Origin of the sequence: Pantoea sp. SM3 (genome assembly GCF_000963995.1) — a bacterium.
Lineage (GTDB): Bacteria > Pseudomonadota > Gammaproteobacteria > Enterobacterales > Enterobacteriaceae > Pantoea > Pantoea rwandensis_B.
On the sequence record NZ_JZRD01000029.1, the window covers coordinates 147,224 to 159,816 of the forward strand.

10 protein-coding genes are annotated in these 12,593 nt (G+C 56.1%); 7 read left to right on the forward strand and 3 right to left on the reverse strand.

What is annotated here, in order from left to right; translation table 11 throughout:
• The first annotated feature begins 13 nt into the window (after positions 1-13).
• Positions 14-1,396, forward strand: coding sequence for a DNA repair protein RadA (gene radA / locus VI01_RS16565; protein WP_038649226.1), 1,383 nt, complete (start codon positions 14-16; stop codon positions 1,394-1,396).
• 176 nt (positions 1,397-1,572) lie between these two features.
• The gene (gene nadR, locus VI01_RS16570) at positions 1,573-2,799 is read left to right on the forward strand and encodes a multifunctional transcriptional regulator/nicotinamide-nucleotide adenylyltransferase/ribosylnicotinamide kinase NadR (RefSeq protein ID WP_038649223.1); all 1,227 of its coding nucleotides are present in this window, start codon (positions 1,573-1,575) and stop codon (positions 2,797-2,799) included.
• Positions 2,800-2,852: 53 nt separating this feature from the next.
• Here nadR and ettA read toward each other — a convergent pair whose 3' ends face one another.
• Positions 2,853-4,520 (reverse strand): energy-dependent translational throttle protein EttA, encoded by a 1,668-nt coding sequence (gene ettA, locus VI01_RS16575; RefSeq protein WP_075564112.1) that lies wholly within the window; start codon positions 4,518-4,520, stop codon positions 2,853-2,855.
• Between the two features lie 174 nt (positions 4,521-4,694).
• Between ettA and VI01_RS16580 the strand changes: the two genes are divergently transcribed.
• A complete protein-coding gene (locus VI01_RS16580; RefSeq protein ID WP_045815940.1) occupies positions 4,695-5,642 on the forward strand; it encodes a 2-hydroxyacid dehydrogenase in 948 nt (315 codons plus the stop codon).
• Positions 5,643-5,644: 2 nt separating this feature from the next.
• On the opposite strand, the gene deoR is transcribed toward VI01_RS16580, so the two are convergent.
• Positions 5,645-6,409 carry a DNA-binding transcriptional repressor DeoR gene (gene deoR / locus VI01_RS16585; protein ID WP_038649214.1) on the reverse strand — a complete coding sequence of 255 codons (765 nt, stop codon included), beginning with the start codon at positions 6,407-6,409 and terminating at the stop codon, positions 5,645-5,647.
• A gap of 363 nt (positions 6,410-6,772) precedes the next feature.
• Here deoR and rbsK point away from each other — a divergent pair, with 363 nt between their 5' ends.
• The 4 genes from rbsK to VI01_RS16605 all read left to right on the forward strand — a co-directional run bounded on the left by rbsK (position 6,773) and on the right by VI01_RS16605 (position 11,785).
• On the forward strand, positions 6,773-7,690 hold the full coding sequence (gene rbsK, locus VI01_RS16590; RefSeq protein ID WP_045815941.1) for a ribokinase: 918 nt from the start codon (positions 6,773-6,775) through the stop codon (positions 7,688-7,690).
• Between the two features lie 9 nt (positions 7,691-7,699).
• A complete protein-coding gene (gene fucP / locus VI01_RS16595; protein ID WP_045815942.1) occupies positions 7,700-9,025 on the forward strand; it encodes an L-fucose:H+ symporter permease in 1,326 nt (441 codons plus the stop codon).
• Positions 9,022-10,035, forward strand: a complete 1,014-nt coding sequence (locus VI01_RS16600; protein ID WP_045815943.1) for an aldose 1-epimerase family protein — start codon at positions 9,022-9,024, stop codon at positions 10,033-10,035. The genes fucP and VI01_RS16600 overlap by 4 nt, the downstream gene beginning before the upstream one ends.
• A gap of 163 nt (positions 10,036-10,198) precedes the next feature.
• Positions 10,199-11,785, forward strand: coding sequence for a methyl-accepting chemotaxis protein (locus VI01_RS16605; RefSeq protein ID WP_045815944.1), 1,587 nt, complete (start codon positions 10,199-10,201; stop codon positions 11,783-11,785).
• Positions 11,786-11,893: 108 nt separating this feature from the next.
• On the opposite strand, the gene urtE is transcribed toward VI01_RS16605, so the two are convergent.
• Positions 11,894-12,592 carry an urea ABC transporter ATP-binding subunit UrtE gene (gene urtE / locus VI01_RS16610; RefSeq protein WP_045815945.1) on the reverse strand — a complete coding sequence of 233 codons (699 nt, stop codon included), beginning with the start codon at positions 12,590-12,592 and terminating at the stop codon, positions 11,894-11,896.
• Position 12,593: the final 1 nt, after the last annotated feature.

Here is a 12,593-nt window from a genome sequence, read left to right on the forward strand (position 1 = left end):
CTGAGGATTTGATTTGGCCAAAGCGGCAAAACGCGCCTTCGTTTGTAACGAGTGCGGCGCAGATTATCCACGCTGGCAGGGGCAGTGCAGCGCCTGCAACGCGTGGAACACCATCACCGAGGTGCGTATTGCCGCCTCGCCTGCGGCAGCGCGTAACGAGCGACTGAGTGGCTATGCCGGGAGCGCTGGACCCAGCCGGGTGCAAAAGCTGTCCGAAATCAGCCTCGAAGCCGTGCCGCGTTTCTCCACCAGCTTCAAAGAGTTTGATCGCGTGTTGGGCGGCGGCGTGGTGCCAGGCAGCGCGATACTGATCGGTGGTAATCCGGGAGCCGGTAAATCGACGCTGCTGCTGCAGGTGATGTGCAAGCTATCCGAAGGGATGAAAACCCTGTACGTCACTGGCGAAGAGTCACTGCAACAGGTCGCAATGCGCGCCCATCGTCTGGGATTACCCACCGAAAACCTGAACATGTTGTCGGAAACCAGCATCGAGCAGATCTGTCTGATCGCCGAGCAGGAGCAGCCGAAACTGATGGTCATCGACTCCATCCAGGTGATGCACATGGCGGATATCCAGTCTTCGCCCGGAAGCGTCGCGCAGGTGCGTGAAACCGCCGCTTACCTGACGCGCTTCGCTAAAACGCGCGGCGTGGCGATTGTGATGGTGGGGCACGTGACCAAAGATGGCTCACTGGCCGGGCCAAAAGTGCTGGAACACTGCATCGACTGTTCAGTGATGCTGGATGGCGATGCCGATTCCCGTTTCCGCACGCTGCGCAGTCACAAAAACCGCTTCGGTGCGGTGAACGAATTGGGTGTGTTCGCCATGACCGAGCAGGGCATGCGTGAAATCAGCAACCCGTCCGCCATTTTCCTGTCACGCGGCGATGAAGTCACCTCTGGCAGTTCGGTTATGGTGGTGTGGGAAGGTTCGCGCCCGCTGCTGGTGGAGATTCAGGCGCTGGTGGATCACTCGATGATGGGCAACCCGCGTCGTGTCGCGGTTGGCCTGGAGCAAAACCGTCTGGCGATTTTGCTGGCAGTGCTGCATCGACACGGCGGCTTGCAGATGGCGGATCAGGATGTGTTCGTCAACGTAGTCGGCGGTGTGAAAGTCACCGAAACCAGTGCTGACCTTGCGCTACTGCTGGCAATGGTATCAAGCTTGCGTGACCGTCCACTACCGCAGGATCTGGTGATCTTCGGCGAAGTGGGGTTGGCCGGTGAAATTCGTCCGGTGCCCAGCGGTCAGGAGCGAATTTCCGAAGCGGCCAAGCACGGTTTCAAGCGCGCGATTGTGCCGGCGGGCAATGCACCGAAAAAGGCCATCGACGGCATGAAAGTGTACAGCGCCAAGAAGCTGGCGGATGCACTGGCGATACTGGACGAGCTGTAATTTCGCCAGGCGGCATACATGCCGCCCGTGCCATTCACCGTCAATGTAGCGTGCGCATTCATGCGCATCTTGATAAACGTACCGCACAGACTTTTCCCTCTCACCTAAACGGGAGAGGGCCGGGGTGAGGGCCAGCGCATACCCCATCCCATTATTTCCCATGCAGGAGGCACCAAATGTCATCGTTCGACTACCTGAAAACCGCCATACGCCAGCAGGGCCATACGCTGCAGCAGGTTGCAGATGCCAGCGGGATGACCAAAGGCTATTTAAGCCAGCTGCTGAATGCCAAAATCAAAAGCCCAAGCGCTCAGAAGCTGGAGGCGCTGCACCGTTTTCTCGGGCTGGAATTCCCCCGTCGTGACAAAACCGTTGGCGTGGTGTTCGGTAAGTTCTACCCGCTGCACACCGGCCACATCTATCTGATCCAGCGCGCCTGCAGCCAGGTGGATGAGCTGCATATCATCATGGGGCACGACGATCCGCGCGATCGTGAGCTGTTTGAAAACAGCGCCATGTCGCAGCAGCCGACCGTCAGCGATCGCCTGCGCTGGCTATTGCAGACCTTCAAATACCAGAAGAACATCCGCATCCACTCGTTTGATGAAGAGGGAATTGAACCCTATCCGCACGGCTGGGATGTGTGGAGCGAAGGGGTGAAGAAATTCCTCTCCGAGCAGGGCATTGAGCCGGATTGCATTTACACCAGTGAAGAAGCTGATGCGGCAATGTACCAACAGCATCTCGGTATTTCGACGGTGGTGATCGATCCCAATCGATCCTTTATGAACATCAGCGGCGGGCAGATTCGTCAGGATCCGTTCCGTTACTGGGAATACATTCCGACTGAAGTGAAGCCGTTCTTTGTGCGCACTGTGGCGATCCTCGGCGGTGAATCCAGTGGCAAATCCACGTTGGTGAACAAGCTGGCGAATATCTTTAACACCACCAGTGCCTGGGAATATGGCCGCGATTATGTCTTCTCGCACCTCGGTGGCGATGAGATGGCCTTGCAGTATTCTGACTACGATAAGATTGCGCTGGGTCAGGCACAGTACATTGATTTCGCAGTGAAATATGCCAGCAAAGTGGCGTTTATTGATACCGACTTTGTCACTACGCAGGCGTTTTGTCTCAAGTATGAAGGGCGCGAGCACCCGTTTGTGCAGGCGCTGATCGATGAGTACCGTTTCGATCTGGTGATTCTGCTGGAAAACAACGTGCCTTGGGTGGCAGACGGTTTGCGCAGCCTGGGCAGTTCGATGGATCGCCGCGAGTTTCAGTCGATGCTGGTGACCATGTTGCGTGAAAACAACATTGAGTTCGTCCATGTGAAAGAGGATGACTACGATACGCGCTTCCTGCGCTGCGTTGAGCTGGTGAAGCAGATGCTGGGGGCTTAAACCCTACAGCAATAAAAAAGGCGCCAATCGGCGCCTTTTACACATCATGACAATTACTTCGCCATACGCTTGTACTTGATACGCTTTGGCTCCAGCGCGTCAGCGCCGAGGGTGCGTTTCTTGTACTCTTCGTACTCGGTAAAGTTACCTTCGAAGAACTCCACCTTACCTTCATCCTGATAATCGATGATGTGGGTGGCGATACGGTCGAGGAACCAACGGTCATGCGAGATCACCATGGCACAGCCAGGGAACTCCAGCAGGGCGTTTTCCAGTGCGCGCAGGGTCTCGATGTCCAGGTCGTTGGTCGGTTCATCGAGCAGCAACAGGTTGCCGCCAACTTGCAGCAGTTTCGCGAGGTGCAGACGACCACGCTCACCACCGGACAGCTCGCCAACGCGTTTGCCCTGATCGGTGCCTTTGAAGTTAAAGCGACCAACATAGGCACGGCTCGGCATCTCAACGTTGCCGACGCGCATAATGTCCTGACCACCAGACACTTCTTCAAACACGGTTTTGGAGTTGTCCATCGCGTCACGGAACTGGTCCACAGACGCCAGCTTGACGGTTTCGCCCAGCTCGATGGTGCCAGAATCGGGCTGCTCCTGACCGGACATCATGCGGAACAGGGTCGATTTACCGGCACCGTTCGGGCCGATGATGCCGACAATCGCGCCTTTCGGCACCGAGAAGGTCAGATCGTCGATCAGTACGCGGTCGCCATACGATTTGCTCAGGTTGCTCACTTCCAGCACTTTGTCGCCGAGGCGCGCACCTGGTGGAATGAACAATTCGTTGGTTTCGTTACGTTTCTGGTATTCGGTATTGTTCAGCTCTTCGAAACGCGCCAGACGGGCTTTGCCCTTAGACTGACGGCCTTTCGCGCCCTGACGAACCCACTCCAGCTCTTTCTCAATCGACTTGCGACGTGCCGCTTCAGAAGAAGCTTCCTGCGCCAGACGCTGATCTTTCTGCTCCAGCCAGGAAGAGTAGTTGCCTTCCCACGGAATACCTTCACCGCGGTCCAGCTCCAGAATCCAGCCTGCCACGTTGTCGAGGAAGTAACGGTCGTGCGTGATCGCCACCACGGTGCCTTCGAAGTCGTGCAGGAAACGCTCCAGCCAGGCCACGGATTCTGCATCCAGGTGGTTGGTCGGTTCGTCGAGCAGCAGCATGTCTGGCTTTTCCAGCAGCAGACGGCACAGCGCGACGCGGCGACGCTCACCACCGGACAGGTTGCCAATTTTGGCATCCCAGTCTGGCAGACGCATCGCATCAGCAGCACGGTTCAGCTGGGTGTCGAGGTTATGGCCATCGTGCGCCTGGATCACTTCTTCCAGACGACCTTGTTCGGCAGCCAGTTTATCGAAATCGGCATCAGGATCGGCATACAGTGCGTACACTTCGTCGAGACGTTTCAGTGCACCAACCACTTCAGAAACCGCCTCTTCCACAGATTCACGCACGGTGTGCTCTGGGTTGAGTTTGGGTTCCTGCGGCAGATAGCCGACTTTAATGCCCGGTTGTGGGCGTGCTTCCCCTTCGATATCGGTATCAATACCGGCCATGATGCGCAGCAGGGTGGATTTACCCGCGCCGTTCAGGCCGAGTACACCGATTTTGGCGCCAGGGAAGAAGCTAAGAGAGATGTTCTTCAGAATGTGACGCTTCGGCGGAACCACTTTGCCGACGCGATGCATGCTATAGACGAATTGAGCCACGTTGTAATGAGCCTCTGGTCTGTGAATGGTGGAACCTCAGATGCTGAAGTTTAGCCGTTTTCACCTGGCAATCACAGCCGCATGGCGTTGAATCTTCAGGAGCGCCCATAACTGATTGATTCTCACTCAACAGTCGCTATGCTGCTTTTTTGCCTGGAAAACGGAGGGGGTTCGATGAGAGTGCTGATTGCTGCGGATGAACATGCCTGGGGCGGATTAATTCCGGCCATTCGTCAGACGTTACCGGATATGGAGTTTATTGCCTCGGCGGGCCATGCTGCGGAGAGTCTGGCCGGTTTTGATGCGCTAATTCCTGGTATGTGCTGGGTGGATGCCCGATTGATCGCCACGGCCGATCGCCTGAAGCTGGTGCAGCAGGCGGGTGTCGGGCTGGAAGGTGTCGATCTTGAAGCGGCCAAAAAGGCCGGCATTATGGTGGCGAACGTTCCCTCCGATCATTCCGGTAATGCCGATTCGGTGGCGGAGTTGGGGATTTGGATGATGATTGGCCTGGCACGTCGTCAGCATGAGATCGCCGATTGCCTGGCACAGCAGAGGTTGGGTCAACCCATTGGCTTAGGTCTGATGGGCAAAACCGTGGGACTGGTGGGGCTGGGCGGCATCGGCAAAGCTTTGGCGAAGCGACTGGCTCCGTTTGGCATGCGTATGATCGGGGTAAAACGTGAAGCGGATGAAGCTTTTGCGCGCCAACATCAACTCGACTGGGTCGGCAATATGGCGCAGCTGCCAGAACTGTTGCAGCAGGCCGATTTTGTCGTGCTCAGCCTGCCTGACAATGCTACGACGCATAACATCATTAATGCCGATGCGCTGGCGCAGATGAAACCAGACAGTTTCCTGATCAACCTGGGGCGCGGTGGCCTGATCGAGAAGCAGGCGTTTCTGGCAGCGCTGGAAACGAAAAAATTGGCTGGCGCCGGGCTGGACGTGTTCTGGCAAGAACCACCCGATCCACAAGATCCGGTGTTCCGCTATAACGTGATCGCGACGCCGCATATTGGCGGCGTCACCGATGTCTCAATGAAGGGAATTATCAAAGGGATCTGCGATAACCTGCGCCGTCTGCGCGACGGCGATGCGGTGATCGATCGTAAAGCCTGATCTTAAGGCAGGCGCAGCGGGATGTTCTGTTGCGCCAGCCAGCTCTTCATCGCCGGTTCTGGCGCGCTATCACTCACCAGTAAATCAAAACGACGTAGCTCGCCAATGCGCGCGGGCAGCACTTTGCCAAATTTGCTGCTGTCCGCCACCAACACGCGCGTGCGCGAACGCAGCATGGCGTGATGTTTCATCGCTAACTCATTGATGTTATAGCAGGTCGCGCCCTGTTCCTGATCGATCCCCGCGGCGGAGATAAAGGCCAGCGTCGGGCAGAGATCGTCGAGGATCGAGTGCGCGCCAATCGGCGTAAACAGCGCGTTATCGGCATGAAACTCGCCGCCACTCAATATCACATTACAGGCGGGTTTCTCTTTCAGCGCGAGGAAGGTGTTCATGGCGCAGCAAATCGCGGTAAACGCTAGCGTGTCCGGAATGGCATCCACGATATAAGGCAGGGTGGTGCCACAGTCGAAAAACACCGTGTCGTTTTCACTGATCAAACTGGCTGCGGCCTGCGCCAACCGCTGTTTGCGTGCGGCATTTTGCCCGTGCTGATCGGAGACGAAATAGTGCCCGGCATGGCTTTTCGGATCGCTGACAATATACCCCCCCAACAGGACCACCGTAGAGGCTGGTTCGGTCAGATCGCGACGAATGGTCATCTCCGAGACGCCCAACAGTTGCGCCGCATCTTTCAGGTGCAGCTTATCGGTGCGCTTCAGTGCTTGCGCCAGCTTGTGAATACGTTCTTCGCGCCGGGTTTCCATGAGCATCTCTGTGTAATGACTATCCTGAGGAAGAAAGGTTTTACCCGTCGGCGTGGCAGAAGCGCCACCGAAATTTCGCGGTAAATCTCTCATATTTTAATGATTTGCGACTTTTCCAGCCGGCAATTTTTCAATATTACCTGTAATGAGATCGCCCCGCAAACTTCCCACACCGCGCTGAAAGCGTCAACGGCGCTGATGTGGTTTTGTTAAAATAATCACATATCTATTGCCGCTGTTGTTGAATAAATCGTTTTCACGGGCTGCTCAGGATGTGAATTTTGTCACACCGATCACTTTTTATACCTGCTAATGTGATTTAAATAACATTTAAAAGCTAAAAAATTCACCGGGGAGTAAACAATGGATATCGCGGTTATTGGGTCGAATATGGTGGACCTTATTACCTACACCAATCAGATGCCGAAAGCGGGCGAAACACTGGAAGCGCCTGATTTCGCCATCGGCTGTGGTGGCAAAGGGGCGAATCAGGCGGTGGCCGCCGCGAAAATGGGTGCCAGCGTGATGATGGTCAGCAAAGTGGGCGACGACCTGTTTGCACCGAACACGGTAGCGAACCTCAAGCAGCAGGGCGTCGATACCCAATTTGTCACCACCGCGCCGGGCACCTCCAGCGGCGTGGCACCGATCTTTGTTGATGACCAATCGCAGAACCGCATTCTGATCATCAAAGGCGCTAACCAGCAGCTCAAACCCGCCGATATTGATGCGGCAGCCGAGGCGCTGAAAGCCTGCCAGCTGATCATCCTGCAACTCGAAATTCCTCTGGAAACCGTCTACTACGCGATTGATTTTGCACGTCAACACGACATCAAAGTGATTCTCAATCCGGCACCGGCGGTGGCGAATCTGGATATCGACTACGCCTGCAAATGTGACTTCTTTATGCCCAATGAAACCGAACTGGAGATTCTCACCGGTATGCCGGTGGGCACGGATGATGAGGTGAAACGGGCGGGGCAGGTGTTACTCAAGCGCGGTCTGAAGAACCTGATTATCACCCTCGGTGGACGCGGTTCACTGTGGATGTCCGGCGACCATCTGCATCATGTGGCACCAACGGCAGTGCAGGCGGTGGATACCAGCGGCGCGGGTGATGCCTTTATCGGCTGTTTTGCCCACGAGCTGGTAAAAACCGGCGATATCGCGGCCGCAATGTCGCAAGCCTCGGCTTATGCCGCGTGCAGCGTGACCGGCCGTGGCACGCAGCGCTCCTATCCTGACGCGGAAACCTTCCAGCGTTTTCTCAACCTAAACTGAGGTCGAGTCATGCAACAGAACATTGTTCAGCAACCTGACGGCTATCTGAATAAGACGCCACTGTTTCAGTTCATTTTGCTCTCGTGCCTGTTCCCATTGTGGGGTTGTGCCGCGAGCTTAAACGATATCCTGATTACGCAATTCAAAAGCGTGTTTGCGCTGAGCGATTTTGCCAGTGCCCTGGTGCAGAGTGCGTTTTACGGTGGCTACTTCCTGATCGCGATTCCCGCCTCGCTGGTGATCCGTAAAGCCACTTACAAGCTGGCGATTTTGATGGGACTGGTGCTGTATATCGTCGGTTGCGTGCTGTTCTATCCGGCGTCACATATGGCGACTTACACCATGTTCCTCGCGGCGATCTTCGCCATCGCCATTGGTCTTAGCTTCCTCGAAACGGCGGCGAATACCTATAGCTCGATGATTGGTCACCGCGATCACGCCACGCTACGCCTTAACATCAGCCAGACGTTCTATCCGATCGGTGCGCTGATGGGCATCGTGCTGGGTAAATATCTGGTGTTTCAGGATGGTGAGAGCCTGCATGCGCAGATGGCGGGCATGAACGCCGAGCAGGCCCACGCTTTCCGTCTTAGCATGCTGGAGCACACGCTGGAACCCTACAAATATCTGGTGATGGTGTTAGTGGTGGTGATGCTGCTGTTTCTATTCACCCGCTACCCACGTTGCAAGCCGGAATCCAGTGAGAAGTCGTTGCCCTCGCTGGGTGAAACCTTCCGCTATCTGGCGGGTAATCGTCACTTTAAACGTGGCATCGTGGCGCAATTCCTCTATGTCGGGATGCAGGTGGCGGTGTGGTCCTTCACCATTCGTCTGGCATTGACGCTGGGGGCAACGAACGAACGTCACGCCTCTAACTTTATGATTTACAGCTTTATCTGCTTCTTTATCGGCAAGTTTGTCGCCAACTTCCTGATGACGCGCTTCCGTGCGGAAAAAGTGCTGATTGCCTACTCGATTCTGGGCGTGATCACCCTCGCTTGGGTGATGTTTGTGCCAAACTTTACCGCCGTGTATGCGGCAGTGTTTGTCAGCGTGCTGTTTGGACCTTGCTGGGCCACTATCTATGCAGGCACGTTAGCCACAGTGGATAATAAGTACACTGAAGTGGCAGGCGCGTTTATTGTGATGTCGATTGTGGGTGCGGCGTTTATCCCGGCTATTCAGGGATTCGCCTCCGATCATCTGGGATCGATGCAGCTGGCATTTGGTGTCTCGCTGCTGTGCTTTGCCTGGGTAGGGTTCTATTTCTGGGGCGAGCTGCGCCATAAAAATCAGGCCATTCAGGCTGGTCGTTTGGTTGAGGAGATGCCATGAAAACCCGATTACCGCTGAGACGTGAACAGTTTCATGAAACGCCCAGCACGCTGTTGCACAATGAGTATTTCCACGTCGAGTTGTTTCGCTATCCGGCGGGTGTGGAAGCGGTGCGTATCAGCAACCAGCGCGGCACGGTGATCATGCTGCCGTTTTACGGTCAAATGGTGTGGGATGCGACCTTTGATGGGCATTCCCTCACCATGGGACACAGCTTTAAACAGCCGCTGCTGGGCAGTTCGATTATCGATACCTACGGCTGTTTTGCCTTCCATTCTGGGTTGCTGGCGAATGGCTGTCCTGCGCCGGATGATGATCATCCGCTGCACGGTGAAATGGCCTGCGCGCGTATGGACAGCGCGTGGATCGTGCTGGAGAAAGATCGCGTTTCTCTGGAAGGGGAAACCGAGTATGTGAAAGGTTTTGGTCATCACTATCTGGCTTCTCCAGCAGTGCGGTTGCACGCTAACGCGCCGCGCTTGCAGATTGAGATGAACGTCACCAATCTGGCGGGCGCGCCGATGCCGTTACAGTACATGTGTCACCTGAACAGCGCCTGGCTGGCAAATGGCCGCTTTAAGCAGTCGATCCCGCAGGATGCGTTCAAGTTACGCACCTCGATCCCGGCACATGTGAAACCAACGCCCCAGTGGACCGCGTACACCGATCGGCTGGCGCGCGATCCCCAGACATTGCAGCAGCTACATCAACCGGAGATGTGCGATCCGGAAATCGTGTTCTTTGCCGATGATCTGCCGCAATACGGCAACGAGGTGCAGTTCGAACTGCATGCCCCGGAAGGCTATGCCTTGATGACGCGCTTCGATAGCCGACAGTTCCCCCACGCCACACGCTGGCTGCTGCACAATCACGATCAGCAGGTCGCGGCTTACGTGCTGCCCTCAACTTGTCGGCCAGAAGGATTTAAGGCGGCACAGCGTGCTGGAACCTTGATTGAGCTGGCATCGGGCGAGCAGCGCCATTTCAGCGTGGAGACCGGCATTCTTTAATCGCAGGCGGCCTTAGTGCCGCCTCAATTTTACCGCTTCGCTATTCACAAAACTGTCACGCAATATCCTTGCCAATCGTATAAAGCCCATCTCCCTGTTGGACGATAACCCTTGCGACATTCGTCACATTGGTTCTCCTCTCTCTTTACCAGGGTTCAGATTTATGAAGCTCAATCAGTTTAAAATTGGCCAGCGGCTGGGTTTTCTCGCCACGCTGCTGTTGCTCGCCACATTGTTGATGGGACTGCACGGACTGCAAGTCAATATGCAGGCGCTGGAAAACAATCAGGACGTGATGGCACGTGAAGTGCTGATTGCCGACAGCATCGACACCGCGCGCAGTGCGCAAGTGCAGTTCAAGATACAGGTACAGGAGTGGAAAAATACCCTGCTGCGCGGCACTCAAGGGCAGGAGACCTTCGATAAGTACAAAAAGGCGTTTTTGAAAGAGAGCCAACAAACGCAGGCGCTGCTGAGTAAGCTGAGCCAGATTCAGACGTCGCTGGGGTTACCTGACGCTCCCGTGGAACAGGCGCGCGCGGTGCATGCCGGGCTGGAGAGCAAATATCTGGCGGCGCTGGAAAACTACAGTATCAGCGATATTAACAGTGCGGCACGCGTTGACCATCTGGTCACCGGTATCGACCGCGCACCGACACAGCAAATCGACGATCTGGTGGCCGCCACGCTGAAACGCGCGCAGCAGATGCACCAGGAGATCGAAGCCAACAACCTCGCCCATTACCTGAAAACCCGCATGCTGCTGCTGATCGCGATGGGCTGTATCTTGCTGGTCGGCGTGTGCATTACGGCCTGGTTGGTGCAGAGCATCACGCGTCCGTTGAAGCAGGCAATTAACGTAGCGAAGACCGTGGCGGCAGGTGATCTGCGTGCCCAGATTGCGGTCTCAGGACGTGATGAAACCGCACAGCTGATGGCGGCGCTGCGTGATATGAACCATAACCTGACGCGTATTGTGACCGGTGTGCGTTCGGGGACGGAGGCAATAGCCGATACCACCGATCAGGTCGCACACGGCAGCCGCGAGTTGTCGGCGCGCAACGAAGCGCAGGCCAGTGCGTTGGAAGAGACCGCAGCCTCAATGGAGCAGCTGACTTCCGTGGTGAAAAACAATGCTGAGAATGCACGCCATGCCAGCGACATCGCGCGTGATACTCGCCAGCGCGCCGGCGAGGGCGGCGAGGTGGTGGAGAAAGTGGTGGTGGCAATGGGCGAGATTCACCAGTTTTCACGTGAGATCAATGAGATCGTGACGGTGATTGATGGCATTGCGTTCCAGACCAATATTCTGGCACTGAATGCAGCGGTCGAAGCGGCGCGTGCGGGTAATGATGGTCGTGGCTTTGCGGTGGTGGCATCGGAAGTGCGTGCGCTGGCACAGCGATCGGCTTCCGCAGCGCGTGATATTCGTGGTTTGACCGATCGTTCAGTGAGTTTGATTGCGCAGGGCAATACGCTGGTGAAAGGCGCGGGATCGTCGATGCAGGAGATCGTCGAGAGCGTGAAGCAGCTGTGCGAGTTGATGGAGAACATCTCATCCGCTAGCGCGGAGCAGAGCGTGGGTATTGAGCAGGTGAACCTGGCGGTGACGCATATGGATGCCGCCACCCAGCAGAACGCCACGCTGTCACAGCAGTCCGCTCAATCGGCGCGTGCGCTGAATCAGCAGGTCGGCTCGCTGGTGGAGAATATCAGCGTGTTCCAGTTGGAGTCGAAACCGGCTCAGTAATTTCACACAATAAATGGCGCCGCTATAGCGATAGGCATTGAGCCGTAGGGGCGCCATTTATAACTGTAACCCATGTGCCCGGTTTGTACCTGAATGCGCACCCTACGGTTAAATCGCCACTAGCCCGCGCACGCCCTCTGCTTCCATATTCGCGCCCGAGCCGCGTTGCACGATCTCACCGCGCGACATCACCAGATACTGATCCGCCAGCTCGGCGGCGAAATCGTAAAACTGCTCCACCAGTAAGATCGCCATATCCCCGCGCTGGGCTAACTGACGGATCACCGCACCGATCTCCTTGATCACCGACGGTTGGATCCCCTCGGTCGGCTCGTCAAGGATCAACAGCTGCGGCTTACATGCCAAAGCACGACCGATTGCCAGCTGCTGCTGCTGCCCACCGGACAGATCGCCGCCGCGTCGGGCCTTCATTTCGCGCAGCACCGGGAACAGCTGGTAAATCTCCTCGGGCACGGATTTGGACTGCGATCCCGAGAAGCGTGCCAGCCCCATCAGCAGATTCTCCTCCACCGTCAGGCGCGGGAAAATTTCGCGGCCCTGCGGCACATAAGCAATACCCGCTTGCACACGCTGGTGCGGCTTACGGCTGTTGATCACCTTATCCTGCCAGCGAATCTCACCGGATTTTGCCGGGATTAGCCCCATCAGGCATTTCAGCAGCGTGGTTTTGCCCACGCCGTTGCGGCCCAGCAGGCAGGTAATTTCGCCCGGTTTCGTCTCAAACGAAAGACCGCGCAAAATATGGCTGCCGCCATAATATTGATTCAGTTCGGATACTTGCAGCATT